The sequence below is a fragment of the Pandoraea eparura genome, from assembly GCF_902459725.1.
GTDB classification, from domain to species: domain Bacteria; phylum Pseudomonadota; class Gammaproteobacteria; order Burkholderiales; family Burkholderiaceae; genus Pandoraea; species Pandoraea eparura.
On record NZ_CABPSH010000001.1, the window covers coordinates 666,182 to 690,359 of the forward strand.

Here is a 24,178-nt window from a genome sequence, read left to right on the forward strand (position 1 = left end):
GCGTTCCGAGGGATAATTGAGCCCGTTCCCGACGCCACGGCACGGGAAAAACTTTCGAAAAATCATCGTGTTGGGCGCCGACTCAGGCCGCAATGCCGGATGTGCCGCCCGCCGCAGCATTCCTCGACAAGCCGTCGCCCAGACGGCTTTTTGTTTCCATGACGAACCACGGACAACCGCCGGCTGACGACGCGCAACCGGCCCACGACGACGCCGACTTGGGCGCGTCGCAATCCAACGCCACGGGCGACGACGACACACACGTCGACCCGAACGATGTGGCCCACCCGCGCCGCATTCGCAGTTTCGTGCGGCGCGCCGGGCGCAGCTCGGAAGCGCAAAAGCGCGCCTTCGATGTTCTCGGCCCACAGTTCTTGCTGCCCTACGCGCCCGAACCGCTCGATTGGCCCGCCGCCTTCGCGCGCGCCGATGCCCCTCGCATTCTCGAGATCGGCTTCGGCATGGGTGACGGCACGGCGTACATCGCAAAGCTGCGTCCAGCGGACGATTTCCTCGGCGTCGAAGTGCATGAGCCGGGCGTGGGCGCGCTGCTCAAGCGCATCGGCGAGACGCCGTTGTCGAATGTGCGCATCATTGCGCACGATGCCGTGGAAGTCGTTCAGCACATGCTGCCCGAAGGCTCGCTCGACGGCGTACATGTCTTCTTCCCCGATCCGTGGCACAAGAAGCGCCATCACAAGCGCCGCCTGCTGCAGCCGCCGTTTGTGGCGCTACTCGCCTCGCGCCTGAAGCCGGGCGGCTATCTGCACTGTGCAACGGATTGGCAGGAGTATGCCGAGCAGATGCTCGAGGTGCTCGGCGGCGAACCCACGCTCGAGAACACGGCGGATGGCTATGCGCCGCGTCCCGACTATCGTCCGGTAACGAAGTTCGAGAATCGCGGCCTGCGCCTCGGGCACGGCGTGTGGGATCTCGTGTTCCGCAAACGCGCCTGAGAGACCTCGCGAGAGACATCAAGGGGCACCACGCGGTGCCCCTTCTTTGCTCAGTTGGACCAGACGACCCAGCCGCTGTAGCTCGTGGCCAGCACCACGAGGCCGAACACGATGCGATACCACGCGAACGCCGTGAAGTCGTGCGACGCGATGTAGCGCAGCAGCCAGCGCACGCAAATGAACGCGCTGATGAAGGCGGCAACGAAACCGATGCCGAACAGGCTGAAATCGTCGACCGACAGCGTCGCTCGCGCCTTGTAGAGTTCGTAGACGGTCGCGCCGAACAGAATCGGGATGGCGAGGAAGAACGAGAACTCGGTCGCCACCTTGCGCTCCAACCCAAACATCATGCCGCCGATGATCGTCGCCCCAGAGCGCGACGTGCCCGGTACGAGGGCAAAGCATTGCGCGAGCCCCACCTTCAAGGCGTCGGTAACCGAGAGGTCGTCCATCGAATTCACCCGCGGCCGCTTGCCCGCTTCCGTGTTCCGACGGTTGTGCCGCTCGACGAGCAGGATAAGCACACCCCCGACGATGAACGCCGTGGCCACCACCACGGGATTGAACAGCGCCGCCTTGATGTATTTGCCCAGCCACAGGCCGAGCACGACGGCGGGCACGCACGCGAGGATGACATTCACCGTAAAGCGCCGCGCCTTGGCATCGCTGCCCAGGCCCGCCACGACCTGTGTGATTTTCTCGCGGTACTCCCAGCACACAGCAAGAATGGCGCCGAACTGGATCACGATCTCGAAGACCTTACCCTTGTCGTCGTTGAAGTCGAGCAGGCTGCCCGCCAGAATCAGGTGACCGGTCGACGAGATCGGCAGGAATTCGGTCAACCCTTCGACCACACCGAGAATGACGGCTTTGAACGCCAGCAACAAGTCCATGCAATGAGTTCCTGAGAAGTCGTGATTAGCGAATAGAGGGATAAGGGACGCGAGCGCAATGCGGCGCTCGGCGGCGGACGACCGCGTCAGCGAGCATCGAATTTGACGTTCACGCCATGCGAGCGCACGGTGATCGCGCCCGGCTGTCGCGCCACGCCGCCGATGCTCAGTTGCTCGGGCTTGAACGTATAGAGCGGCGCGCCCTGCAGCAGTTGCGTCGCGATCAATGCCCCGGCGGCGATCAGTTGACGCGACCAGCGCTCAGGCAAACCGTCGATCGTGAACGTCTCCACCTCCGGATCGCGCAACACGACGGACATCGTCGCCGGGTCGTACGCGAGCGCACTGTCGATGGCGAGCGTGCCGGTAAGCGGCGCGCCACCAAACGGATGTGTCACCGTCGCGTCAATCGACACCGCCAGACGATTGCGCGCCGGCAACAAGGTCAGACGTGGATGCGAAAGGTTGATATCGAGCACGGCCAGCACACGGCGCTCGAACGGAAACTTGCGGTCGAGCGCGCGCTGCAACTGGCTTTCGGAGAAGGTGTAGTCGTTGCCGAACGGCAACCCCGCGCAGGCGGCCAGCCCCGCGGCAAGCGCCATCGCGCCGCTCAGCGCCAGCCAACGGCGGCGCGTGAGGCCATCCGTAATGCGGCCCGGGAAGCGCGAGGTGCCTTGCGGCACAAGCGCGTCGCACTGCTGACGAATTCGCTGATCTGGATGAGCACTACCCGGCATGACAACGTCCACAACTGGGCGCCCCGCGCCCGACACGCGCGACTATAGCATCCGCATGCGACACGGCACCACGCCGCACTACACCGCACTATGCCGAGCTACGCCGTCGCAGGCGCGGTCATGACTTCGAGTTGAGTCAGCCAGGCGATGGCCTGCGCACGATCTATCCCACACATCTCGGCCGAGGGCTGCAACGATCCGCAGACCGCCGGACGCAGCGGGCTGCCGAAGATCTGGCAACGGTCTTCGTCATCCAACTGCACGCAGCGCGTATTCGCGGGCTTGCCGTTCGGCATGCCGGGAATGGGCGTCGAGATGGAAGGCGCAATGCAGCAGGCCGCGCAGCGGGGACGACACTGCATGACGCTCACCACGGCAAACGGCCCGCGCCGTCGAAAAAGCCCCCCGTCACCGGCCCGCGCTCGCCGAGCGCCAGCATCAGCACGTTGCGCGCGCCTTCGGCCACACCTTGCCGTGCGCGCCTGCCGTTGGCATCGACCGTCAGGTCGGCGGGCGCGCCCGGATCGACCGAATTCACCGTGATCGACGTCTCGCGCAAGGTTTGCGAGAGCTGCACCGTCAGCATGTTCAACGCGGCTTTCGACGCGTTGAACCCGATCTGCCGGAACGCCGCATGCTCCCATGCCGGATCGTTGTTGTGTGCCAGCGAGCCCAGGCCGCTCGACACGTTGACGATATGCGCCCCCGCCGAGCGCGCAAGCCACGGCAGCATCGCTTGCGTTACGCGCAAGGTACCGAAGAAGTTGGTCGCGAACACGCGCTCAACGGCTTCGATGGACGCTTTCTCCGGTGTGTCGTCGCGCGGATCGGTCACCCCCGCGTTGTTCACCAGCACGTCGAGTCGACCGTAGTCACGACCAATCCGGTAGGCCGCCGCGTGCAACGTCTCGGGCCGCAGCAGGTCGATCACCAGCGTCTGCGCCTGAAAACCCGCCTTGCGCAACGGCTCGACCACTTCGTCGCCCTTCGCCGGCTCGCGCGCGCCCACCAGCACCGTCATGCCCGCCTCGGCAAGCCCACGTGCAACTTCCTGCCCAATGCCCCGGGTCGCGCCCGTCACCAACGCCACTCGCCCTAAATGGCGTTCGGCATCCGCGCGCACCGTATTCTCGATGGCGTCCCGTTTCATCCCTGCTCCCGTCGATTGACCTGTTGTGCTGCGCCCGACCGCACGCAAATTTGTTAGCATGCAGTTTATGAAGAATCCTTCAGATTTTCCATTCGCATATGAAACCGGCCAGCCAAGCCCCCGGAACGCCCCGTAAGACGCCACAGCAGGCACGTTCGCGCGTCACCATCGACGCCATTTTCGAAGCGGCGCTTCAGGTTTTGCTGCTCGACGGCGGACGTCAACTGACGACGACGCGCGTAGCCGAACGGGCGGGCGTGTCGGTCGGTACCTTGTATCAGTACTTCCAGAACAAGCAGGTGCTGCTCTATGCAGTGCTCGGGCGGCACATCGACCGGATCGTCGAGACGGTGGAGGCGACCTGCCTGGCCTCGCACGCCCAGCCGCTCGAGACGATGGCGCAGACGCTCGCCAAGGCCTACGTCGGCGCCAAGATGACGGACATCGAAGAAGCCCAGGCACTGTACCGGCTCTCGGAAGATCTCGACGGGCGGGAGGTGTTTGCGGACGCGTCCACGCGCATGCATGCGGCCGTCGTCGCCATGCTGAAAACGGCGCAGAACGTGCATTTCAACGATCCCGAGACGGTCGCGTTCGTGTTCCTGAACTCGATGACCGGCCCCATCAAGGCAATTCTGGAGAATCGCGCGCCCGCAGGCACCTGCTATACGACGCTCGCCAGCCAGATCGCCGATCAGATGGCGACGATGTGCGGTGCCTATCTGCATCGCGTGGCAAGCCGTCCCGGCGTCGCCACTGTGGCAAAAGTTCACGCGTCTTCATGACTATCGCCCGGAACTGGTAAAATGCCGGGTTGTGTTTGCCTACTACCCACGGTAATCGAAATGAATTACGAACAGGCCCGCTTTAACATGATCGAGCAGCAGATCCGTCCTTGGGATGTGCTCGACCAAGAAGTGCTCAATCTGCTCAAGCTCGTCAAGCGCGAGGAATTCGTGCCGACGGCCCAGCGCGCACTCGCGTTCACCGACGTCGAGCTGCCGCTGCCGGGCGCGGCGATCGCCGACAAGAGCCAGCACATGATGTTTCCGCGCGTGGAAGCGCGCATCCTGCAAGCCCTCGCACCGAAGAAGCACGAGAACGTGCTCGAGATCGGCACGGGGTCGGGCTACATGGCCGCGCTGCTTGCCTACAATGCGCACCATGTGACGAGCATCGAATTCGACGCCAACCTCGCCCAGGCTGCCCAGCAAACGCTGCGCGCCAACGGCGTGACCAACGTGGAAGTCGTCAACGCCGACGGTGCGCACGGCTGGAGCGCCGCCGCACCCTATGACGTGATCGCCATCTCGGGTGCACTGGTCGACCTGCCGCAGGCGTTCCTCGACCAACTCAAGGTTGGCGGTCGTCTGGCAGCGTTCATCGGGGGCAGCCCAGTCATGGAAGCCGTGCTCATCACGCGCGTGTCCGAGACCGAATATCGCCGCGAAAACCTGTTCGAGACGCAAGTGGCCTATCTGGTCGCGACGAAGCCGTCGAGCTTCAAGTTCTGAGCCCGGTCGCTAGCCAAACGACACACGAACATCATGCAAAACATTACACCGGCGCAATTGGCCCAGTGGCTCGCGGACGGGGACCGCGGCCAACCCACGCTGCTCGACGTGCGTGAGGATTGGGAAGTACAGACCTGCCGCATCGCCCAGAGCCGGAACGTCCCGCTCGGCGACGTGCCCGCCCGTCTGACGGAACTCGACGCCGAAGCGCCGATCGTGTGCATCTGCCATCACGGCATGCGCAGCGCACGCGCCGCGATGTTCCTGGAGCAACAGGGCTTTACCCAACTGTTCAATCTGGACGGCGGGATCGATGCCTGGGCCCGCCAGGTCGACCCGTCGATGCCGACCTACTGAGTCCGACCGACTGAGTCCGATCGACTGAGCCACGGCTGCGCCCTCGCGGAAAATCACTCCTGCGGGGCAGCAAGGCCCGCGTCGAGCCATCGGCCCAGTGCCGTGACCGTCCGTGCGGTCGCGCCCTGGTGCTGTTTCGCGAACAGCATGGCTGCCGTGCGCATGGCGAGCCGCCGGTCGTCGTCGAGCAGCAGCTCGGCCAACGCCGTGGCGAGTTCGCCCGCATCGCTCACCCGTCGTGCGGCACCGGCCGTCAGGGCGTTCTCACTGGCCTGCGTGAAGTTGAACATGTGCGGCCCGAAGACGACAGGCGTGCCCGCCGCACAGGCTTCGATCAGGTTCTGCCCCCCCAGCGGCAACAGGCTGCCGCCAATGAACGCCACGTCCGCCGCGGCAAAATACGCCGCCATCTCGCCCATCGAATCACCAAGGACCACATCGACGTCCGCGGGCAGCGGCGTGTCGTCGTCAGGCCATGCGCTGCGACGCACGTAGCGGATCCGCACCTTGTCGAGCATGTCAGCCACTTCGTCGAAACGCTGTGGGTGACGCGGCACGAGCACCAGCAACGAGCGCCGCCCTACGTCCGACGCCGCCGCCAGCATGGCGCGCGCCTGAAGCACCAGCGACTCCTCGCCATCGCGCGTACTCGCGGCGAGCCACACCTTGCGCTCGCCGAAACGTTCACGCCAACGTGCGCCCAGCGCGAGCTGTGCGGGCGGTGGCGTCATGTCGAACTTGAGATTGCCCATCACGTCGACGTCGTTCGCTCCCAGCATGCGCAGACGCTCGGCGTCGGCATCGCTCTGCGCGAACACGCGGCTGAATCCGCCGAAGACAGGTTTGGCCGCATCGCCGAAGCGCGCGGCACGCCGGAACGAGCGCGCCGACATGCGCGCATTGGTCAGCACCAGCGGCACACCGCGCTCACGGCACGTGAAGATGAGGTTCGGCCAGACTTCGGTCTCCATTACCACGCCGACGCTCGGTCGCCATTGCTTGAGAAAGCGCCGGATCGGCCCGACCATGTCATATGGCAGATAGCAGCGCAGCACGCGATCGCCGAACAGGCTCTGCCCCGTCGCGCGCCCGGTCGGGGTCATGTGCGTGAGCAGGATGCCGTGCGACGGATAACGCTCGAGCAGCGCTTCGATGAGCGGCTGCGCGGCGCGCGTCTCCCCGACGGAGACCGCGTGCACCCAGATCAACGGGCGGCCCGTGTAGGGCGGTGCATCGTAAAACCCGAAACGCTCACCGATATGGCGGCGATAGCCGGGCTCGAACCGGCCGCGCCACCACAGGCGCACCACAGCCAGCGGCGCGACGATCCACCAGAGCGCGCGATAGACGAGACGCAGCAACATTCAGATGAGCGCGCGATGCGTGAGGCGTTGCAGGACCGCCAGCGGCGAGCACTCGGGGTGCACCATCGCTTCGGCGGGGAGGAAGAAGGTCTGCTCCATCATGAACTGGCCCGACATCACCGCGTGCGACGTCTGATCCGAGAAGCAGACCCACACGCTGCCCGGCGGGAACGGCATGGTCTGCTGATCGGCGGCGCGCTGATAGTCCATGTCGGCCTTCATGCCATCGTGCAGATGCAGCATGATGTGGTCGTAACCGCTACGCACGCGCTTGGTGATGCCCACGGCGTTCTGCAGCCACGCGGTGCCCGGCCATTGGGGTGGCACTTTCGGCAGAAAGCGTTTGGCCACGGTTTCGAACGGCTCGCCCACGCGCCAGACGCGCGGCTGGCCCGCCGGGTTGACGTTGGTGAACACACGCAGGATGCGCTCGCCGTAATTCGGGCGCGACGGAAAAGCATCGACGTGCAGCCGGCTGTCGTCCTTGCGCCACGACGTCTGGCGCGTTTCAACCTGATGCAGACGCAGGCTCGTAGGCGCCGCGCGCAGCTTGCCGCGATACTCCGGCAGCAAGCCGTCGATCAGGCTGCACGCCTGCGTGTAGTAACGCTTGACCAGCGCATGGACGGCGCGCTGCGTGCTGTCGTCGGCGGCCACGCCAACCAGCACGTCGGACTTGGGATCGAGGCTGATGTTCTTGCGCTTCGGATCGGCAATGGCCGGATCGAGCAGGCGCTGCTCTGCGGCGTCGATCGCGAAGGCCAGATGCGGGAAATACAGTACCTTGCCGGCCTCGACATCGGCCACCAGCGTCTCGCGCGGCACCGACAGTTGCCCGCCCTGCCAGTCGCCGGACGCCACGGTGACGATCTGGCCGTTTTCGTTCAATTGGCTCATGCGCTTCGGTCCTCCCGTGGCGCGGCGGCGCCGCTCGGCACAGGCAGCAACGACGGTGCGAGCTGGTGCACGGCGTCGCGGACCTGCGCCAGCGTTGGTTTGTGTGCGGCGTCGCCAAGATTGACGATGCGCGGCGACCAGAATCCGCCGGTGCGCCACGCGGTGCTGAAATTGTATAACTCGATCGTCGGGCGGTTCAGCGCTGCGGCAATGTGCACCAGACCGGTATCCACGCCCACGGTGATCGCCCCGCGATCGATGAGGCCGACGACCTGCGACAGATTCATCTTCGGCGGCACCCAGGCGTCGTCGCCCAACGCGGTGGCGAGTCGCAACGACACCTCACGCTCGGCCGCACTGCCCCACGGCAATACGATCCGCAACCCTTGCGACGCCAGATCGCGGCCCAGCGCAATCCAGTTGGCTTCCGGCCAGGTCTTGTCGTCGCGCGACGTGGCGTGCACGAACACTGCATACGGCTGGCTCGGGCACTGGCTGTGATCCGCGCGCTCGGTGGCGATGCCGAAGTCGATCTCGTCCGATACCTTGAAGCCCATTGCTTCGGCCACCAGTATCCGCGAGCGCGTGACCACATGCGTATGGGGCTCGATGCGCACGGTATGTCGGTAGAGATAACGCACCGGCCACTCGTAGCTGGCCCCTTCGGTCCGGTTGCCCAACCCCCACACGGTGCCGCGCGCCGTGCGCGCAATCCAGCCGGTCTTGATCAGACCCTGCGTGTCGATCACATAGTCGTAAGGGGTTTCGCGCAAGGCACGGCGGAACGCGCCGATTTCCTGCCAGGTGCGTGCGGCGAGCGGCTGCTTGCGCCAGCGGCGCAATGCGAAGGGGATGACCCGGCGCACCCCGCGAACGAGTTTGACGAGGTCAACGAAGCCCTCTTCCACCACCCAGTCGATCTGGGCGTCGGGCGTGTGGCGCAGGATGTCCTGCACCACGGGCATGTTATGGACGACGTCGCCGAGCGACGAGACTTTGACGATCAGAACCTGCAACCGCACGCCCCGGCGGTTCGGCCGGGCCTCGTGAGCAAAACCGCGATTTTACCCCGACCCGGCCCGTCGAACAGCCTTGATTGCGCCGTTCTCGAAGCGGTCCCCTTACGGTGTCTATTACGGCACCGCCTACGTCGCCCTGTACGGCGAAGCTTGCGACGTCCTTTCGACGCCCATTAGACATCCCTGTGGGCGTCCCGCGCCGGCGGCCCGGCGCTGGGGCGCCCAGGCGTCACCTCAGAACGGCAGCTTGGCGTCGGGTTTCACGGCGAGGATGGCGCGGCGGAAGTCGTCCTGAATGCGCGCGATAGCCGTATCGCTATCGGCCTCGAAGCGCAGCACAACGACCGGCGTGGTGTTCGACGAACGGGCCAGACCGAAGCCATCCGCATATTCGACGCGCACGCCGTCGATCTTGACGATGTCCCGCGCCCCGTCGAACCTGGCGGTCTCACGCAGCTTGTCGATCAACGCAAAGTTCTCGCCTTCGGCCAGCGGGATCTGCAGCTCGGGCGTCGAAATCGAGTTGGGCAGCGCATTGAGCACCGCGCTCGGATCAGCCGTCTTCGAGAGGATCTCCAGCAGGCGTGCGCCCGTGTACAGGCCGTCGTCGAAACCGTACCAGCGGTCCTTGAAGAACACGTGGCCGCTCATCTCGCCCGCGAGCGGTGCCCCCGTTTCCTTGAGCTTGGCCTTGACCAGCGAGTGCCCCGTCTTCCACATCAGCGGCTCGCCGCCGTGCTTTTGCACCCAATCCGCGAGGTTGCGGGTGCACTTCACGTCGTAGATGATCTTCTCGCCCGGATGGCGGCTCAGCACCTCGGCGGCGAAGAGCATCAACTGGCGATCCGGATAGATGATCTGACCGTCCTTGGTAACGACACCGAGACGGTCGCCGTCGCCGTCGAACGCGAGGCCGATCTCGGCATCGGTCGTCTGCAGCGTCCGGATCAGATCCTGGAGGTTCTCCGGATGCGCGGGATCCGGGTGATGGTTCGGGAACGTGCCGTCGACTTCGCAGAACAGCTCGATGACATCGCAGCCGAGCATCTGGAACAGCGCCGGGGCGTACGCGCCCGCCACACCGTTGCCGCAGTCCACCGCGATCTTCATCGGACGTGCCAGATGCACGTCACCCGCGATGCGTGCGCGGTACGACTCGCCGATCTCGTCGGCCGTGTACGTGCCCTGCCCCGTTTCGAAGTCCTGTTTTTCGATCAGCGTCGCGAGGCCTTGAATCGCGTCACCGTAGATCGCCCGGCCGCGCAGCACCATCTTGAAACCGTTGTAGTCGGGCGGGTTGTGGCTGCCCGTGACCATGATGCCGGAGTCGACAACACGGCCATGCAGCGTGACGTTCGTCGCGAAATACACCATCGGCGTGACGACGACGCCGATATCGACCACATCGACACCAGCGGCGCGCAGGCCGTCGGAGAGCGCGCCGACCAGTTCGGGGCCGGACAGGCGGCCGTCGCGGCCGACCACGACGGCATTGCCGCCTTCGCGACGCACTGCCGTGCCGAACGCGCGTCCGATCAGGTGCGCGACGTTGGCATCCAGGGTCTTGCCGACGATGCCGCGAATGTCATAGGCCTTGAAAATCGCAGGCGAAACTTGCGTGGTTTGCGTCATGGGAATAGATCTCTCGGAAACGAGGGAGGAAGACGTTACCCGACGCCAGGGGCCGGGCGTATTGCCTGAGCGAACCCCATGCGTAGCGGAAGTGGCGAAGGGCGCCGACCGGGAAGCCAGCACCGGCCGCGCAGCCAACGTGAATTCCCGGCAGGAAGCCCGGCCGGGAACGGCTGCATTACGTTAAAATTATACGGGACTTCGCCGCACTGCGGCATTTCCCCCAACCCTTGTCAGAGATCGCCTACCGTCGGTGGCCGTGCTTCGCGACAAGCGTGTAAAGTCCCCCAGCACCGGCCTCGCGAGGCCGGTTTTGCTTATCTTGACTTGAGAACGAGTGAGCCGCGCGAGCGCCACATGCCCTATCGCACCATCATTCGCAACATCCTCTGGATGCTGACCGAGCGCGGCGCGCAGATCGCCGGCGGCATCGCCGTCTCCGGTCTTCTGGCACGCAGTCTCGGCGCAGCGCAGTTCGGCCTGTTTCAATACGCGCAATCGCTCGTGTTCCTCGCCGCGTCGCTCACGCTGCTGTGCGGCAGCGAGGTCGTGGTGCCGCGTCTGGTCGGCAAGCCCGAGGCCGAGCAACGCACGGTCATCGCCCATGCCTTCGTGCTGCGCCTGGCCGCGGCGGCCGTCGCCTATACGGCGCTGGCCATCTACGTCATCGGCTTTGCCGAGTCCGAACTGGTCGCCGTCGCGCTCTGGCTCGGCGTGGCGCTCTGGTTCCGCGAGCCTGCGGGCATCGTCATTGCCTGGTTGCAGGCGCGCACGTTCAACCGGCCGAGCGTCGCGGCCAACCTCTGTGGGCTGGGGGTCAAGCTCGCGCTCGTCGCCCTGCTGTTCGTGATGCATGCGGGCGTTGCGGCGTTCGCGCTCGTCTATGCGGTCGAGGCCGTCGTGGCCGCCGCGCTGCTGGTTCGCTATTACCTGAAGCATTCGCCGAAGACGCCGGTGATCTGGCAGCGTGCGCTGCTGGTCGACCTGCTCTCGAGCGGTATGACATTCTGGGGGGGTCTGATGCTCATGATCCTGTTCAAGCGCATCGACCAGCTCGTGCTCAAGCCGCTCATCCCGCTGGCGGAACTGGGCGCGTATGCCGCCGCCATGCAGATCACGGAGAACTTCGTGCTCGTGGCGCCGATCATCGCGAATTCGCTGGCGCCGCAACTGATCTTCCAGACGTTCGACAACGCCACGGCGAGACGCAACACCGTGCGTGCCGTGTGGTTGATGGTCGCCGCCGGCGCTTGCCTGGCGGTTCCGATCGCGCTGCTGGCCCCGTGGATCGTACACCTGATCTATGGGGCGGGATTCGCGGAGTCGGCGCAGATTCTGCGCGTCTCGGCGCTCATGGGAATTCTCGTGTTCGCCGACGCCGCCCTGAACCTCACGCTGATTCGTCGCGGCGCCGGACGCTGGGTCATCGCGAAGTGGCTGTGTGCAGTGGTGGTGGCCTTCGTAGTGGTACGCGGCCTCGCGCCGCATCTCGGCGCGCTCGCCGGGGCACTCGGCTATGGCGCCGGGTATGCCGCCGCGCTGGTGCTCGGCGTCTGGTTGCTTCGACGGGACTGACGCGATGACGCTGCCTCATTCCCCGAACGGCCACGCCGCCCGCACCGTTTGCCTGTTCACGGGCACGCTGGCGGCCTTTGCCGGCGCCGAACGCGCCACAGCGACGCTGGCGAATGCGCTCGCGGCGCGCGGGCATCGCGTGCACGTGCTGTCGTTGTGGGGCCACACCCCCGTCTTCCCGTTGGCGCCCGCTGTCGCGCATCACGCGATGTTCGCCGAGCGCGTGGCGTTCAAGCATCACTACATTGCCATCGTTCGGCAGGTGCGGCGGTATGTTCGCGAGCACGCCATCGATGTGATGATCGACGTCGACCCGATGCTCGCGCTCTATACCGTGCCGGCCACGCTCGGTTTGCCGTTGCGACGCATCGCCTGGGAGCACAGCACCTACGCCAGCGACCTCGGCCGACGCGCGCGCCGATGGGCACGGGCGCTCGCGGCACGCCGCTACGACGCCGTCGTCGTGCTCACCGACGCCGACCGCGACGCATGGCGAACGCATCATCCTCACGCCCATGCGCGGTTCGTCACGCTGCCCAATCCGCTGGGCCTCCCGATCCCGGACGTGCCTCCCGAGCCCCGCAGCGAGCAGGGCATTCTCGCCGTCGGACGTCTGGTCCCGGAAAAGGGTTTCGACCGCCTGATCGATGCCTGGGCACGTATCGCCTGCGACGCGCCGGGCTGGCAGGTGCGCATCGTGGGCGACGGCCCGTTGCGCGACGCGCTGCTCACGCAAGCCGACCAGGCCGGGGTTGCGAACAGCGTACAGGTGCTGCCGGCCGTGGCCGATGTTGCGCAGCACTATGCACGGGCGGCGATCTACTGCCTGCCGTCGCGACGTGAGAGTTTCGGACTCGTGTTGCTCGAAGCGAAGGCGTATGCGGTGCCCGTCGTGGCCTACGCTGCCGATGCCGGACCGCGCGCGCTATTGCATGACGAGGTCGACAGTCTGGTCGTCGACGACGGCGATATCGACGGCTTGGCTGGCGCACTGCGCCGGTTGATCGGCAATGCATCGCTACGACGCAGACTCGGTCTGGCAGGCTACGCTCATGCGAAAGACTTCGGGGCAGATGCCATCGCGGCGCGTTGGGAAGCGCTGTGGGCCGAGCGCGCGTCGACACTGGAGCGTGCGCGATGAGGATCGCCCTGTTCGTCACCGGTTTGCAATTGGGCGGTGCGGAGACGCAGGTCGCTGATCTCGCGCGCGGATTCCTCGCGCGCGGCCATGACGTTGCGCTCATCTCGCTCACGGGCACCTGTGCCGTCGCCTTGCCGACATCGCCACGACTCACACTCATCGAGCTGAAGGCGGGCAAGACACCCTGGTCGCTCGCATGGGCGTTGCGGCGGCTCGTCGCGCACCTGCGCGCGTGGCAGCCGGAGGTCGTGCACGCCCACATGGTTCATGCGAACCTGCTTGCACGCGTGGCCCGGTGGTTCGCGCCAGTGCCGGTGCTGGTGACGAGCGCGCACAGTCGCAATGAAGGCGGACGTCTGCGGATGCTGGCTTATCGGGTCACGGACCGCTGGACGGATTTGACGACGAACGTCAGCGACGACGCTGTTGCCGCGTTCGTTGCGCAACGCGCGGCGCCGGCGGGACGCATCGTGAGCATGCCCAACGGTATCGACACGGATCGCTACCATCCCGATGCACGGCAACGATTGCAGTGGCGCGCTGCGGTTCGCGCGCTGCCGTCGACGGCGACGCCCATCGTCTTTGCGGCGGGCCGGATGGTCGAAGCGAAGGACTACCCGACGCTGATCGACGCGTTCTCTCACGTGCTCGGCGCGGTGCCAGAAGCGCGCCTGTATATTGCTGGAGACGGGCCGTTGCGAGCCTCGGTGCAGGCGCTCGTGGAAGCACGCGGGCTGGCCCATGCCATCACGCTGCTAGGGCGCAGCAACGATATCGCGCAATGGATGGGCGCGGCGGACGTGTATGCGATGTCGTCCGCCTGGGAAGGATTGCCGCTCGTGATTGGTGAGGCAATGGCCAGCGGCTTGCCCGTGGTGTCGACCGACTGCGGCGGCGTGCGTGAACTGCTCGGCACGGTCCCGGGTAATACGTTGGTGCCGGTAGGCGACGCACAGGCGCTCGGCACCGCCCTGATCCATCATCTGCGCGCCGACGCGAGCGCGCGCCATGCCACCGGCGCGGCCAACCGCGAGCGCATCGTCGCCCATTACTCCCTCGATGCGGTTGTGACGCGCTGGATCGAGGTCTATGCCCGTCTGCGCGAAACGCGACGACCCCGGTTCTGAATACGCCACGACACTGTCAATGACGTCCCCTGTCCTGCTCTGCTCCAACACATTCTGGTCAATCTATAACTTTCGGCGTGGGCCCATCGCTGCCCTGCTGGCGGCTGGCCATCCGGTGCACGTGGCAGCGCCCGACGATGCCTTCGCCACGCAGCTCGCGGAAATGGGCTGCGTCGTCCATCGCATCCCGATGGCCGCCAAGGGACAAAATCCACTTCAGGATCTCGGGCTGATGTGGCGGCTCTATCGTCTTTACCGGCAAGTCCGCCCGGCGGTGATCTTCCATTACACGATCAAACCAAACATCTACGGATCCATCGCCGCACACCTTGCCTGCGTTCCGTCGGTGTCGATGACCACGGGCCTGGGATACGTCTTCATTCGCGAATCGCTGACCACTCGTTTGGCGCGACAACTCTACCGTGTCGCGTTTCGCCATACGCTGGAGAATTGGTTTCTCAACGCCGAAGACCATCGCGCGTTTGTCGAAGGTGGACTTGTGGCCATCGGCAAGACACGTTTGCTGCCGGGCGAGGGGGTCGACCTCGCGCACTTCGCCAAGGCGCCGTGGCCGCCATCGAATGCGCCCGCCGACGCTGCGCCCGCGCCGATGCGCTTTCTCCTCATCGCCCGTCTGCTGCGCGACAAGGGCGTGCTGGAGTACGTCGAGGCCGCACGCGCCCTGCGCAACGAGATGCCGCACGTGACATTTCAGATGCTCGGTGCGACCGACGTCGAGAACCCCACGGCCATCACGCGCAGCGAGGTCGACGCGTGGCAGCGCGAAGGTGTCGTCGAGTATCTCGGCACCACCGACGACGTCCGGCCGATCGTTGCGAATGCGCATTGCGTGGTTCTGCCATCGTACCGGGAGGGCCTATCGCGCACGTTGCTCGAAGCCAGTGCGATGGGCCGCCCGCTCGTCGCGAGCGACGTGCCGGGTTGCCGGGACGTGATCGACGACGGTGTGACGGGCCGGCTCGTGCCCGCACGCGACGCCGTCGCGCTGACCGCCTGCCTGCGGGACATGGCGCGAATGCCGGCGAGCCAACTCACCCGGATGGGCAATGCCGGGCGTGCTAAAGTAGCGCGCGAATTCGACGAACACGTCGTCATTGCAGAGTATTTTCGGATTCTCGGATCCCTCCCCGCATCATGCTGAGTCTTGCCATCGCCCTGGTCGTGTCGTTCGTCGCGACGCTCCTGATCGTTCGCTATGCGCACGTTCACGCCCGCTTCTCCGGCGATAGCGATGTCGCCGGGGTGCAGAAGTTTCACGTGCGTCCGGTGCCGCGCATCGGCGGTGTCGGCATCCTGGCCGGCCTGATCGTGGCCGCCACGGCGCTCGGCTTCTCGTATCCCGTCGTCTCGCGCAACATTCTCCTGCTCGTTGCCTGCGGCCTGCCCGCGTTCCTCTCCGGTTTCATCGAAGATCTGACCAAGAAGGTGACCCCGACCGTGCGCCTCCTCTGCACGATGTTCGCGGCACTGCTGGCGTGGCTCCTGCTCGACATCCACATCACGCGCATCGACATCGGCGCGGCAGACCGCGCGCTGATGCTCGCCGCCGTGTCGGTGCCGCTCACCGTGCTGTGCGTGGCCGGCATGGCCAATGCCGTCAACATCATCGACGGGTTCAATGGGCTCGCGGCCATGGTCGCCATGATCATGTTCGCCTCGCTCGGCTACGTCGGGTTCCAGGTGCAAGACCCCGTCGTGCTCACCACCTCGATGATCATGGTGGGCGCAATCCTCGGGTTCTTCATCTTCAACTTTCCCGGCGGACTGATTTTCCTCGGCGATGGCGGCGCGTACTTCATCGGCTTCATGCTGGCCGAAATCGCCGTGTTGCTGGTCATGCGCAACCCGCAGGTGTCGCCGTGGTACCCGGCACTGATGGTCATTTACCCCGCCTTCGAGGTCTGTTTCTCGATCTATCGCAAGCGCTTCGTGCGCGGCATGTCGCCCGGCATTCCCGATGGCGTGCATCTGCACATGCTCGTATACAAACGGCTGATGCGTTGGGCCGTCGGCGCCCGCACGGCGAGTGCGCTGACGCAACGCAACTCCTTGACGTCACCGTACCTCTGGCTGCTATGCTTGCTGGCAGTGATCCCGGCCACGGTATTCTGGCGACACAGTCTGGTGCTCGCGGTGTGCTGCGTCGCCTTTATGGTGACGTATGTCTGGCTGTACCTGCGCATCGTTCGCTTCAAGGCACCTCGCTGGCTGATCTTCAAGAAGTGACCGCCCTCGAGGGGGACGACGCATCGCAGCGCGCAGCCGCCTCACACGCCCTCCCCCGGATCGGGACAACCAGACGAGACAGCGCCTCCTACGCAATGCGTGACATCTATGCCATCGGCGACCTGCAAGGTTGCCAGACGTCGTTTGAACAACTGCTCGCGCGCCTGCCGCAGGACGCGGATCTCTGGCTGGCCGGCGATCTCGTCAATCGCGGCCCCCGCTCGCTCGATACGTTGCGTCAGGTCATCGCGCTGGGCGATCGCGTCACGGCCGTGCTCGGCAATCACGATCTTCATCTGCTGGCCGTGGCCGCCGGTGTGCGCCAGGCCCACGGCAGCGACACACTCGACGATATTCTCAACGCCCCCGACCGCGATGCGCTCATCGACTGGGTTCGCCATCGCCCGCTCGCACACTTCGCGCATGGGCACCTGATGGTGCATGCCGGTGTGCTGCCGCAATGGGACGCCGCGCAAGTCGTCACGCTCGCGCGCGACGTGGAGCAGCAATTGCGTGGCCCGGCGTGGAAGGTGTTCCTCTCGCGGATGTTCGGCAATCAGCCGGATCGATGGCACGACGACCTGAGCGACGAAGACCGCCAGCGTCTCACGATCAACGCGCTGACGCGTATGCGCTTTTGCACGGCGGACGGACGCATCGACTTCAAAATCAAGGAAGGCGCCAACGCGGCCACGGACGAGTTGAAGCCCTGGTTCGACACGCCCGGGCGTCGCACGGCCGGCGTCACGGTGGCGTTCGGTCACTGGTCCGCGCTGGGACTGGTCATGCGCGACAATCTGCTCGCGCTCGATACGGGTTGTGTCTGGGGCGGGCAATTGACGGCGGTGAAGCTCGCCATTTCGCCCGCGGCGCGCGAGCTGATCCAGGTCGACTGCCCCCAGATTCGCGATCCGTTTGCCTTCGCGGACGACAAGACAAGCAACAAGGTCAAGAAGACCCGCGAGGCCGATGACGCGCCCAAGGCCGCGAAAGCAGCTAAATCCGAGAAGGCGGAGAAGGCCGTGAAGACCGTGAAGGTCGATAGGGTTGGCAAAGTCGCCGCCCGCAAGCTCGGAAAAATCAGAAAGGTTGAGAAGACCGGGACATCGGCGAAAGCGCGCAAGGTCGAGAAGCGCGAACGCGCCGAGAAAGGGGCGAAGCGCAAAGGCAATTGATCCCGTGGGGGTTTCGTCATACGGGCCATCACGTCACTTGGGCGTCGCCTAGGTCATCCTCCCGGCCAAGGCAACCAACGAAATCAACGAATACGGCTCCCCACATGAACTGCCCCCCAAGGGTTGGATTGATGCCCAACCCTTGGGGGCAACTCAGTTCAGCAAGCGCCGTTTTTTTGTACCGACGCGACGCGCGTCACGCTTGAACGGCCCGCACGGCATCGCCGTCTTCGTCACCCACTACCGAGTCACGCGAGCCGACCGAGCCACTCTGTGGCAACACCGCTTCGGGCAGAAAGCCTTGCAGGGCATCGCCAACGGCCTTCTGCGCGCCGAGTGCGAAGTCGCGACGGTGCTGGCCGTCCTGCGGATGCTGCGGTTCGCCCACCGACAGTCGCACCGTCATGGGCGGCGCGCGCAGAATCATGTCGATGGACTCGATCAGACTCGTCTCGCCGATATAGGCCGGCGCCATCGTATGGCGTCCGCTTTCGGCATCGGCGTAAAACAGGCACAACGGTTGTACGGGCCTGGCCGTGGCCACCGGGGCTTGCAGCAGATTGGCGTGGAAGGGCAACAGGCTCCGCCCGTCCGTGGTCGTGCCTTCGGGAAAGACGGTGATGATGTCGCCGTCACGCAGACAATCGGACAGGTAATGCATGATGCGCCGCGCATCGGCACGGCGCTCGCGCTGCAGGAAGATCGTACGCGTCTGCACGCACAGCCAGCCGACCAATGGCCAATGGCGGATCTCTGCCTTCGCGACGAATCGCACCGGCTGCCAGGCGTTGATCGCGAAGATGTCGATCCACGACACGTGATTGCACAGCAGCATCACGCCACTGTCGGGCAACGGCGCGCGCTGCTCCACTTCGAGACGCATGCCGCACAGCTTCAACAGCGTCTGCGACCATGCACGAATGCGGCGATGCTTCGCGGCTTCCGACAGAAACGGGAAAAACAGCAGCGCGGTCAGCAGACCGCGCGTGAGGTGCAAGCCGAGACGAATTTTTTTGATTAACAGCACGACAATCGCATCCTAGACGGCGGGGGTTTCGTGCGCCACGTGGCCACCCACCAGCGTGAGACGCACACGACCCGGCAGTTCGTATCCCAGAAACGGGGTGTTGTGGCCAGCACTGCGCAAATGCTGCCCGGCCACCGTCCAGTGCGCCGACGGCGCGACCACGCAAATGTCTGCCGGTTGTCCCGGCGCAAGCCGGCCGGCCCCTGGAGCCACGGTCGCCAGCCGCTGCCCCGGGCCGTGCGTCACACGCGCCAGCGCATCGACCAGCGGCACGCGCGACTCGTCAGCCCACTTCAGCACCAGCGACAAAAGCAACTCCACGCCGCTGGCGCCCGGCTCGGCTTCGGCAAACGGGACGAGACGCGCGTCCGCCGCCAGCGGCGTATGGTCCGAGCAGATCGCATCGATCGTGCCGTCGCGGGCGGCCTCGCGAATCGCCTCGCGGTCGCGTTGCCCGCGCAGCGGCGGATCGAGCCGGTACTGGGCATCGAAATAACCGATGTCCATATCGCTCAGGTGCAGGTGATGCGCCGCAACGTCACACGTCACCGGCAACCCTTCGGCCTTGGCCGCGCGCACGAGCGCCAGCCCCGCGGCCGATGACAGGCGGCACAGATGCACACGCGTGCCCGTCACACGCACGAGTTCGAGAATGGTGTGCAGCGCGATGGTCTCGGCGGCCACGGGAATGCCCGCCAGTCCGAGGCGCGACGCGACGGCACCGCTGGCCGCTACGCCGCCGGCCGCCAGCGCCGCATCCTGCGCGCGCAACCAAACCGTCAGCCCGAACGTGCCCGCGTATTGCAGCGCGCGCAACAACGTGCGGTTATCGGCCATTGAGGCATTGGCCTGCGACAGTCCGATGCAGCCCGCTTGCGTCAACTGCGCCATTTCGGTGAGTTCACGGCCGGCGAGTCCAACCGTCAACGCGCCCAGCGGATGGATCTGCGCACGATGCGTGGCACGCGCGCGCAACTGCAGCATTTCAACGAGATCCGGCTCGTCGAGCACCGGGGCGGTATCGGGCGGACAGACCACGCGCGTGACCCCGCCCGCCAACGCCGCGGCCGCTTCGCTCGCGGCCGTCACGCGACGCGCCGCCAGATCGACCAGCCCAGGCATGACCGTCAGCCCCGCCGCGTCGACGATACGATCGGCGGTGAAATCCGCCGGCGGTGTGCCCAGCCCGGCAATGACGCCCGCGGCGATGAAGACGTCCTGGACGCCGTCGGTCCGGGTTGCGGGATCGATGACGCGGCCGCCCTTCAGATGCAGTTTCATGGCGCCCTCATCCGTGGGTTGCGGCGACGATACTCATCGCCGCCATGCGCACGGCAATGCCGAACGACACTTGTTCGAGAATGACCGACTGCGGACCATCCGCGACCGCCGAATCGATCTCCACGCCCCGGTTCATCGGTCCCGGATGCATGACGATCGCATCGGGTTTGGCCAGGGCGAGACGCGCCGGCGTCAGTCCGTAGTATTTGAAATACTCTGCCGCCGACGGCAGCAACGCGCCGCTCATCCGCTCGTTTTGCAGACGCAGCATGATGATGACGTCGACGTCGCGCAGTCCTTCGTCCATGTCGTGGAACACGCGCACGCCCAGTTGCTCCAGGCCCGTGGGCAGCAGCGTGCGCGGGCCGATGGCGCGCACTTCTGGCACACCCAGTGTGGTGAGCGCGTGAATGTCGGAGCGCGCCACGCGCGAATGCAGAATGTCACCGACGATGGCGACCGTCAGATTCTGGAAGTCACCCTTGTGATGACGAATCGTGTACATATCGAGCAGGCCCTGCGTCGGGTGCGCGTGACGCCCGTCGCCCGCGTTGATGACATGCACGTGCGGCGCGCAATGCTCCGCGATCAGGTAGGGTGCGCCCGATTGGGCATGACGCACGACAAACAGATCGGCATGCATGGCCGACAGGTTGCCGATGGTGTCGAGCAGCGTTTCGCCCTTGCTCGTCGACGAAGCGTTGATATTCAGATTCAGCACATCGGCCGACAAACGCGCGGCGGCGATCTCGAACGTCGTGCGCGTACGCGTCGAATTCTCGAAAAAGAGATTGAAGACCGACTTGCCACGCAGCAACGGCACCTTCTTGACGTCGGCATCGTTCACGCTGACGAACTGCGTGGCGGTATCGAGTATGTGTGTCAACACGGCGCGCGGTAGGCCTTCCACCGTCAGCAAATGCTTCAACTCGCCGTTGCGGTTGAGCTGCGGATGGCCGCGCCGGCCGAGGATTCCGTTAGCCATGCAGGGGCTCCACAGCGAGATGGCGTGACGCGGCGTCGCAGCGGCGACACTCGGGCGTGACGCCGGTCGGGACGCCGGTGGGGGTATCAGACAGGAACATGCTCGTCGAAATACTGTTGAAGGATGATGCGAGCGGCCTCGGCGTCGAGCGATGTCTTTTGCGAGACCTTGACGCCCGCTTCGGCCAGCGCCGCCGCGGCGGCGACCGACGAGTAACGCTCGTCGACCCACACGACCGGCACGTTGAATCGTCCGTTGAGTTGGTTGCCGAAGCGCTTGGCCTGCTGGGTCATCTCGTGCGGCGTGCCGTCCGGATGACATGGCAGCCCGACGACGATGAGTTCGGGTTGCCATTCGGCAATGAGCTTGCCGGTCTCGGCGAACCGGACTTCGCGGTTGAGATTGGCCACGACGGTCAATGCGCTGGCCTCGCGCAACATCAGATTGCCGATCGCCACGCCGATGCGGCGCTCGCCGTAATCGAAGGCGAGGACCGTGGCACTGCCTGCCGTCATGCGTGACCCGCGTCGGCGGACAACATCGACGACGTGACACCCAGCAGCGCCAGCGCAGCGTCGAAGCGCTCGGCCGGCGGCACATCGAACACAATGCCCGGGTCGGCCGCCACCGTCAGCCAGCCGTTACGACCGATCTCGTCTTCCAGTTGTCCGGCGCTCCAGCCCGAATGGCCGAGCGTGAGCAGAAAACGATGCGGCCCTTGGCCATTAGCGACGGCTTCGAGTACGTCCTTCGAGGTCGTCATCTCGAGACCGCCCGGCACCGACAGCGACGAGCTATAGGGCGTGCCGGTCGACTCATGCAGCACGAAGCCGCGCTCGGTTTGCACCGGCCCGCCGAAGAACACCGGCTGATGCGCCAGCGGATCGATTTCCAGCTTGAGGTCCAGTCGTTCGAACAGGGACTGCAGATCGATGTCGGTCGGACGATTGATCACCAGCCCAATCGCCCCTTTTTCGCTGTGCTCGCACAGGTACACGACGGTGCCGGAAAACGTCGGATCGGCCATGCCGGGCATGGCGATGAGAAATTGGTTCGTGAGGTTGATACGGTCGTTCGGCATAGGGCCAAAGTTTATCGGAAGCTGTTTGACGGTCTACCGCCCGAGTGTCGCGTTCCGCAACCAGTGCGGCGGGTCGGCGGACGCACCTTTTCCGCATCGTGATACGGCCATCGGCTGCCAATGGCAGCCTTTGCGCCGACTTTATCACGGAACGTCACGCCCGGTGACCAGCCGCTGCCCGAATACGCTGGCGTCCAGCGCACGCTCACGCCACACCGCCATTTCGGCGATCAGGTCGGGACGCGCCTCTGGATAGGTATCGGCGGCGAACTGATGCAGCATGCCGCGCAACGCCTTGACCGTCATGGCCAGTGCCGCCGGGCCGCCCGGCTCGGCCGGCGGCGAGACCGCGAGCCGCTCGCCGGTGGCCGCCACCGCCGCCGCGAGCCGCGCGACCGGCGCCAGTCCGATGCCTGCCGAGTATTGCGCCACCTTCGCGACCACCGCCGGATCGTTTAGATTGGGCAGCGCCTCGTCCGCCAGGCTCAGGAACGTCTGGCAGACGTCCTGCCGCACCGCCAGCGGCCCAATACGCAACCAGTCGCGCGAACTGCTCGCCGTGCCCGGCTTCTGCCCGACCTGCGCAGCACCGGCCAGCGGTTCAGGCAGATGGCCGGGGTGTTGCAGCACGCCAAAATCGGTCAGCAACTTGCCCAGCCACCGATCCGGCGCTTGTGCGTGCCACGTGGCGAGTGCCTCGAGCAGATCATGCCCGGGAACCGCCTCGTTTGCGCCCTTGTTACCCGCGCCTGCCGCGGCAGAGAGGGAAGCGGAGGACGCGGAGGAAGTGGAGGAAGTGGAGGAAGTGGAGGAAGTGGCGGGCGTGGCGGGCGTGGCGCCGGCCGCCGGTACGGCAGGCCGCGTCAGTTGTTTGCGCAACGCCATGTTCATCCGGCCAATCTGGCGCTTGTCGGCCAGACTGAGTGGCGCGCGAGCAAACCGCAGCCATGCCGCGGCCAGACGCCAGTAATCGAGCGGCGCTGTCGCACCCGCGCGGTGAAGATCCGCGGCCAAATCGGCCAGTTGACCCAGTGCCGCCGTGGTGTCGGTCGCCTGTGCATCGGGGCGCAACAGGCGCAACAGCACGCGCTCGACGTCCGCGCGCAACGGGGCGGTACCGGCAGGCAGGCCGTCAAGGCGCGGGTGCGCGACGGCCCACCCCGCCATGCGAAGCTCTCCCAGCGACGGCGCACCGGGCCAGTTGTCGAAACAGGCTGGCACATCGGCCGCCGCAGGGGCCGACACCGGAGGCGTTCCCGCCTGCCAGATGTCGCGTTCGAACTGACGCAAGGCATTGCGCAGGGCGTCCTGACTGCCCGACTGCCCATAGGCCGCCTCGGCGATCGCCTGCACGAGGCGTTCGCCCTGCAACGCCCAATCGGCGTGACCGCTCGACTGGAGCAGACGGTTGGCCCGGCGCAGCGGCCCGAGCGACGCCGCCGGGCCGTTCGACCACGCGTCGGACGCTTCGGTCAGCGCATCTGCGACCTCCGGCAATCGCCACAAGGGCGTGTCGCGCATATCGCGCGGGGACGTGGCGGGGGTGCTGATGGTGGTGTCGGAAGGCGTTTGCGGCGTCACCATAGGCCATCTCCTGGCCATGCGGCCGGTCTTCGTGAATTTGGGCGGGAAGTCCGCCGCGTGACCGGCCCGGCCGATGACCGGGCGGATCGTCGAGCGCCGTGCCACGCAGCCGGTGGGATCGTATCGGACGCATTGGCGGCTTCGGTGCGCGCGACAAACGCGACAAACGCAACAAGCGCGGCAGACGAGGCAGACGCGCAAGGATCTCGGGGATCAGGCGGCAGCCAGGCCGCCCGTTCTCAGATCTGCACCATCTCAAAGTCTTCCTTGCGCGCGCCGCACTCCGGACAGGTCCAATTGATGGGCACGTCTTCCCAGCGCGTGCCGGGCGCAATGCCCTCGTCGGGCAAACCTGCCTCTTCGTCGTAAATCCAACCGCAAATGAGGCACATCCAGCTCTTGTATTCCATGCTTTCTTCAGCGACGAGCGTTC

The 24,178-nt window shown here is 65.7% G+C and carries 25 protein-coding genes; 10 read left to right on the plus strand and 15 right to left on the minus strand.

The window, feature by feature from the left end; translation table 11 throughout:
- The first annotated feature begins 158 nt into the window (after nt 1–158).
- Nucleotides 159–956, plus strand: a complete 798-nt coding sequence (trmB, locus tag PEP31012_RS02965; protein ID WP_246171112.1) for a tRNA (guanosine(46)-N7)-methyltransferase TrmB — start codon at nt 159–161, stop codon at nt 954–956.
- A 50-nt stretch (nt 957–1,006) separates the two neighbouring features.
- On the opposite strand, the gene PEP31012_RS02970 is transcribed toward trmB, so the two are convergent.
- The 4 genes from PEP31012_RS02970 to PEP31012_RS02985 all read right to left on the minus strand — a co-directional run bounded on the left by PEP31012_RS02970 (nt 1,007) and on the right by PEP31012_RS02985 (nt 3,739).
- Entirely contained in the window at nt 1,007–1,849 is an 843-nt protein-coding gene (locus tag PEP31012_RS02970) for an undecaprenyl-diphosphate phosphatase (RefSeq protein ID WP_150587824.1), read from the minus strand.
- 86 nt (nt 1,850–1,935) lie between these two features.
- Nucleotides 1,936–2,589 (minus strand): DUF1439 domain-containing protein, encoded by a 654-nt coding sequence (locus tag PEP31012_RS02975; protein ID WP_150587825.1) that lies wholly within the window; start codon nt 2,587–2,589, stop codon nt 1,936–1,938.
- Nucleotides 2,590–2,687: 98 nt separating this feature from the next.
- A complete protein-coding gene (locus PEP31012_RS02980) occupies nt 2,688–2,951 on the minus strand; it encodes a YkgJ family cysteine cluster protein (RefSeq protein WP_150587826.1) in 264 nt (87 codons plus the stop codon).
- 5 nt (nt 2,952–2,956) lie between these two features.
- Nucleotides 2,957–3,739 carry an SDR family NAD(P)-dependent oxidoreductase gene (locus PEP31012_RS02985; protein WP_150587827.1) on the minus strand — a complete coding sequence of 261 codons (783 nt, stop codon included), beginning with the start codon at nt 3,737–3,739 and terminating at the stop codon, nt 2,957–2,959.
- Between the two features lie 98 nt (nt 3,740–3,837).
- On the opposite strand from PEP31012_RS02985, the gene PEP31012_RS02990 reads away from it, so the two are divergent.
- Genes PEP31012_RS02990 through PEP31012_RS03000 form a run of 3 tightly spaced genes read left to right on the plus strand, consistent with a single transcriptional unit; the run spans nt 3,838 to nt 5,610 of the window.
- Nucleotides 3,838–4,524 carry a TetR/AcrR family transcriptional regulator gene (locus PEP31012_RS02990; protein WP_150587828.1) on the plus strand — a complete coding sequence of 229 codons (687 nt, stop codon included), beginning with the start codon at nt 3,838–3,840 and terminating at the stop codon, nt 4,522–4,524.
- Between the two features lie 60 nt (nt 4,525–4,584).
- Nucleotides 4,585–5,253, plus strand: a complete 669-nt coding sequence (locus PEP31012_RS02995) for a protein-L-isoaspartate O-methyltransferase family protein (RefSeq protein ID WP_150587829.1) — start codon at nt 4,585–4,587, stop codon at nt 5,251–5,253.
- A 33-nt stretch (nt 5,254–5,286) separates the two neighbouring features.
- A complete protein-coding gene (locus PEP31012_RS03000) occupies nt 5,287–5,610 on the plus strand; it encodes a rhodanese-like domain-containing protein (protein WP_150587830.1) in 324 nt (107 codons plus the stop codon).
- A gap of 53 nt (nt 5,611–5,663) precedes the next feature.
- Here the strand turns inward: PEP31012_RS03000 and waaA are convergent, their stop codons facing one another.
- The 4 genes from waaA to PEP31012_RS03020 form a co-directional block, all read right to left on the minus strand.
- The gene (gene waaA, locus PEP31012_RS03005) at nt 5,664–6,971 is read right to left on the minus strand and encodes a lipid IV(A) 3-deoxy-D-manno-octulosonic acid transferase (RefSeq protein ID WP_174978105.1); all 1,308 of its coding nucleotides are present in this window, start codon (nt 6,969–6,971) and stop codon (nt 5,664–5,666) included.
- A gap of 3 nt (nt 6,972–6,974) precedes the next feature.
- Nucleotides 6,975–7,871 (minus strand): Kdo hydroxylase KdoO, encoded by an 897-nt coding sequence (kdoO, locus tag PEP31012_RS03010; RefSeq protein ID WP_150587832.1) that lies wholly within the window; start codon nt 7,869–7,871, stop codon nt 6,975–6,977.
- A complete protein-coding gene (gene waaC / locus PEP31012_RS03015) occupies nt 7,868–8,836 on the minus strand; it encodes a lipopolysaccharide heptosyltransferase I (protein WP_246171136.1) in 969 nt (322 codons plus the stop codon). Before waaC ends, kdoO begins: the two co-directional genes overlap by 4 nt.
- A gap of 288 nt (nt 8,837–9,124) precedes the next feature.
- Nucleotides 9,125–10,522, minus strand: coding sequence for a phosphomannomutase/phosphoglucomutase (locus tag PEP31012_RS03020; RefSeq protein ID WP_150587833.1), 1,398 nt, complete (start codon nt 10,520–10,522; stop codon nt 9,125–9,127).
- A gap of 357 nt (nt 10,523–10,879) precedes the next feature.
- On the opposite strand from PEP31012_RS03020, the gene PEP31012_RS03025 reads away from it, so the two are divergent.
- The 6 genes from PEP31012_RS03025 to PEP31012_RS03050 all read left to right on the plus strand — a co-directional run bounded on the left by PEP31012_RS03025 (nt 10,880) and on the right by PEP31012_RS03050 (nt 17,787).
- Entirely contained in the window at nt 10,880–12,097 is a 1,218-nt protein-coding gene (locus PEP31012_RS03025; RefSeq protein WP_174978084.1) for an oligosaccharide flippase family protein, read from the plus strand.
- Nucleotides 12,098–12,101: 4 nt separating this feature from the next.
- Nucleotides 12,102–13,238, plus strand: a complete 1,137-nt coding sequence (locus tag PEP31012_RS03030) for a glycosyltransferase family 4 protein (protein WP_174978085.1) — start codon at nt 12,102–12,104, stop codon at nt 13,236–13,238.
- Nucleotides 13,235–14,365, plus strand: coding sequence for a glycosyltransferase (locus PEP31012_RS03035; protein WP_150587836.1), 1,131 nt, complete (start codon nt 13,235–13,237; stop codon nt 14,363–14,365). Before PEP31012_RS03030 ends, PEP31012_RS03035 begins: the two co-directional genes overlap by 4 nt.
- A gap of 19 nt (nt 14,366–14,384) precedes the next feature.
- Nucleotides 14,385–15,527 (plus strand): glycosyltransferase family 4 protein, encoded by a 1,143-nt coding sequence (locus PEP31012_RS03040; RefSeq protein WP_150587837.1) that lies wholly within the window; start codon nt 14,385–14,387, stop codon nt 15,525–15,527.
- Nucleotides 15,521–16,612, plus strand: coding sequence for an MraY family glycosyltransferase (locus PEP31012_RS03045; protein ID WP_150587838.1), 1,092 nt, complete (start codon nt 15,521–15,523; stop codon nt 16,610–16,612). Before PEP31012_RS03040 ends, PEP31012_RS03045 begins: the two co-directional genes overlap by 7 nt.
- 95 nt (nt 16,613–16,707) lie before the next feature.
- Nucleotides 16,708–17,787, plus strand: a complete 1,080-nt coding sequence (locus tag PEP31012_RS03050; protein ID WP_150587839.1) for a symmetrical bis(5'-nucleosyl)-tetraphosphatase — start codon at nt 16,708–16,710, stop codon at nt 17,785–17,787.
- Nucleotides 17,788–17,983: 196 nt separating this feature from the next.
- Here the strand turns inward: PEP31012_RS03050 and PEP31012_RS03055 are convergent, their stop codons facing one another.
- From PEP31012_RS03055 to PEP31012_RS03085, 7 genes are all read right to left on the minus strand, one after another.
- Nucleotides 17,984–18,814 carry a lysophospholipid acyltransferase family protein gene (locus tag PEP31012_RS03055; protein WP_150587840.1) on the minus strand — a complete coding sequence of 277 codons (831 nt, stop codon included), beginning with the start codon at nt 18,812–18,814 and terminating at the stop codon, nt 17,984–17,986.
- Between the two features lie 12 nt (nt 18,815–18,826).
- The gene (locus PEP31012_RS03060; RefSeq protein ID WP_150587841.1) at nt 18,827–20,095 is read right to left on the minus strand and encodes a dihydroorotase; all 1,269 of its coding nucleotides are present in this window, start codon (nt 20,093–20,095) and stop codon (nt 18,827–18,829) included.
- Between the two features lie 7 nt (nt 20,096–20,102).
- Nucleotides 20,103–21,080 (minus strand): aspartate carbamoyltransferase catalytic subunit, encoded by a 978-nt coding sequence (locus PEP31012_RS03065; RefSeq protein ID WP_150587842.1) that lies wholly within the window; start codon nt 21,078–21,080, stop codon nt 20,103–20,105.
- Nucleotides 21,081–21,166: 86 nt separating this feature from the next.
- Entirely contained in the window at nt 21,167–21,595 is a 429-nt protein-coding gene (gene ruvX / locus PEP31012_RS03070; RefSeq protein ID WP_150587843.1) for a Holliday junction resolvase RuvX, read from the minus strand.
- Nucleotides 21,592–22,161 carry a YqgE/AlgH family protein gene (locus tag PEP31012_RS03075; RefSeq protein ID WP_150587844.1) on the minus strand — a complete coding sequence of 190 codons (570 nt, stop codon included), beginning with the start codon at nt 22,159–22,161 and terminating at the stop codon, nt 21,592–21,594. The genes ruvX and PEP31012_RS03075 overlap by 4 nt, the downstream gene beginning before the upstream one ends.
- A 144-nt stretch (nt 22,162–22,305) precedes the next feature.
- The gene (locus PEP31012_RS03080; RefSeq protein WP_150587845.1) at nt 22,306–23,745 is read right to left on the minus strand and encodes a hypothetical protein; all 1,440 of its coding nucleotides are present in this window, start codon (nt 23,743–23,745) and stop codon (nt 22,306–22,308) included.
- A 239-nt stretch (nt 23,746–23,984) separates the two neighbouring features.
- On the minus strand, nt 23,985–24,155 hold the full coding sequence (locus PEP31012_RS03085; RefSeq protein ID WP_006400971.1) for a rubredoxin: 171 nt from the start codon (nt 24,153–24,155) through the stop codon (nt 23,985–23,987).
- Nucleotides 24,156–24,178: the final 23 nt, after the last annotated feature.

What these genes read in the sequence shown, in the direction of transcription:
- PEP31012_RS02995 (WP_150587829.1), top strand. Translation starts at nt 4,585, where the DNA reads ATGAATTACGAACAGGCCCGCTTTAACATGATCGAGCAGCAGATCCGT.
- PEP31012_RS03085 (WP_006400971.1), bottom strand. Translation starts at nt 24,155, where the DNA reads ATGGAATACAAGAGCTGGATGTGCCTCATTTGCGGTTGGATTTACGAC.
- PEP31012_RS03065 (WP_150587842.1), bottom strand. Translation starts at nt 21,080, where the DNA reads ATGGCTAACGGAATCCTCGGCCGGCGCGGCCATCCGCAGCTCAACCGC.
- ruvX (WP_150587843.1), bottom strand. Translation starts at nt 21,595, where the DNA reads ATGACGGCAGGCAGTGCCACGGTCCTCGCCTTCGATTACGGCGAGCGC.
- waaC (WP_246171136.1), bottom strand. Translation starts at nt 8,836, where the DNA reads ATGCCCGTGGTGCAGGACATCCTGCGCCACACGCCCGACGCCCAGATC.
- PEP31012_RS03040 (WP_150587837.1), top strand. Translation starts at nt 14,385, where the DNA reads ATGACGTCCCCTGTCCTGCTCTGCTCCAACACATTCTGGTCAATCTAT.
- PEP31012_RS03020 (WP_150587833.1), bottom strand. Translation starts at nt 10,522, where the DNA reads ATGACGCAAACCACGCAAGTTTCGCCTGCGATTTTCAAGGCCTATGAC.
- PEP31012_RS03025 (WP_174978084.1), top strand. Translation starts at nt 10,880, where the DNA reads ATGCCCTATCGCACCATCATTCGCAACATCCTCTGGATGCTGACCGAG.
- trmB (WP_246171112.1), top strand. Translation starts at nt 159, where the DNA reads ATGACGAACCACGGACAACCGCCGGCTGACGACGCGCAACCGGCCCAC.
- PEP31012_RS02980 (WP_150587826.1), bottom strand. Translation starts at nt 2,951, where the DNA reads ATGCAGTGTCGTCCCCGCTGCGCGGCCTGCTGCATTGCGCCTTCCATC.
- PEP31012_RS03045 (WP_150587838.1), top strand. Translation starts at nt 15,521, where the DNA reads ATGCTGAGTCTTGCCATCGCCCTGGTCGTGTCGTTCGTCGCGACGCTC.
- PEP31012_RS03075 (WP_150587844.1), bottom strand. Translation starts at nt 22,161, where the DNA reads ATGCCGAACGACCGTATCAACCTCACGAACCAATTTCTCATCGCCATG.
- PEP31012_RS02985 (WP_150587827.1), bottom strand. Translation starts at nt 3,739, where the DNA reads ATGAAACGGGACGCCATCGAGAATACGGTGCGCGCGGATGCCGAACGC.
- PEP31012_RS02970 (WP_150587824.1), bottom strand. Translation starts at nt 1,849, where the DNA reads ATGGACTTGTTGCTGGCGTTCAAAGCCGTCATTCTCGGTGTGGTCGAA.
- PEP31012_RS03080 (WP_150587845.1), bottom strand. Translation starts at nt 23,745, where the DNA reads ATGGTGACGCCGCAAACGCCTTCCGACACCACCATCAGCACCCCCGCC.
- PEP31012_RS02975 (WP_150587825.1), bottom strand. Translation starts at nt 2,589, where the DNA reads ATGCCGGGTAGTGCTCATCCAGATCAGCGAATTCGTCAGCAGTGCGAC.
- PEP31012_RS03000 (WP_150587830.1), top strand. Translation starts at nt 5,287, where the DNA reads ATGCAAAACATTACACCGGCGCAATTGGCCCAGTGGCTCGCGGACGGG.
- PEP31012_RS03060 (WP_150587841.1), bottom strand. Translation starts at nt 20,095, where the DNA reads ATGAAACTGCATCTGAAGGGCGGCCGCGTCATCGATCCCGCAACCCGG.
- PEP31012_RS02990 (WP_150587828.1), top strand. Translation starts at nt 3,838, where the DNA reads ATGAAACCGGCCAGCCAAGCCCCCGGAACGCCCCGTAAGACGCCACAG.
- PEP31012_RS03050 (WP_150587839.1), top strand. Translation starts at nt 16,708, where the DNA reads ATGCGTGACATCTATGCCATCGGCGACCTGCAAGGTTGCCAGACGTCG.
- PEP31012_RS03035 (WP_150587836.1), top strand. Translation starts at nt 13,235, where the DNA reads ATGAGGATCGCCCTGTTCGTCACCGGTTTGCAATTGGGCGGTGCGGAG.
- kdoO (WP_150587832.1), bottom strand. Translation starts at nt 7,871, where the DNA reads ATGAGCCAATTGAACGAAAACGGCCAGATCGTCACCGTGGCGTCCGGC.
- PEP31012_RS03030 (WP_174978085.1), top strand. Translation starts at nt 12,102, where the DNA reads ATGACGCTGCCTCATTCCCCGAACGGCCACGCCGCCCGCACCGTTTGC.